Source organism: Proteiniphilum sp. UBA1028 (assembly GCF_002316955.1).
Taxonomy (GTDB): domain Bacteria; phylum Bacteroidota; class Bacteroidia; order Bacteroidales; family Dysgonomonadaceae; genus Proteiniphilum.
This window is the reverse complement of sequence record NZ_DCEN01000038.1, coordinates 1-377: the sequence shown is the minus strand read 5'-3', so window position 1 is coordinate 377 and position 377 is coordinate 1. Positions and strand designations below refer to the sequence as shown.

At 46.2% G+C, this 377-nt stretch carries 1 protein-coding gene; it reads right to left on the bottom strand.

From position 1 onward, the window contains the following. A partial coding sequence (locus B3Z75_RS05920) for a BatA domain-containing protein (RefSeq protein WP_294068631.1) occupies window positions 1-353 on the bottom strand: 353 nt, incomplete at its 3' end. Window positions 354-377 lie beyond the last annotated feature (24 nt).

Below are 377 nucleotides of genomic sequence, written 5' to 3'. Positions count from 1 at the left end.
ATCTGTTTGGCACGTGACAGCCTGTCGGGAGAGACATCCCGGGCCATCATGGAGTTGGATACATCCATCGCGATCACCAGTTCTATTCCCTCCTTCTCTACCGTTTCCACTTTCGTGCCGAACTGTGGACGGGCGATCATGAAAATTCCTGTACAGAGTGCGGCAAATATAAGCCAGAATTTAAGGTAGGAACGTTTCAGTGACAATTCGGGCATCATCATCTTGAGCGTGGAAAGCGTACCCATCTTTTGTACCGCTTTACGCTTTCTGATGTTCAGGTAAATGTACACTGCCAGCAACAAAGGCATGGCGATGAACAACCATAAATATTCCGGATTTCCGAATCTAAACATTTCTCTCGCTTTATCTTATACCAT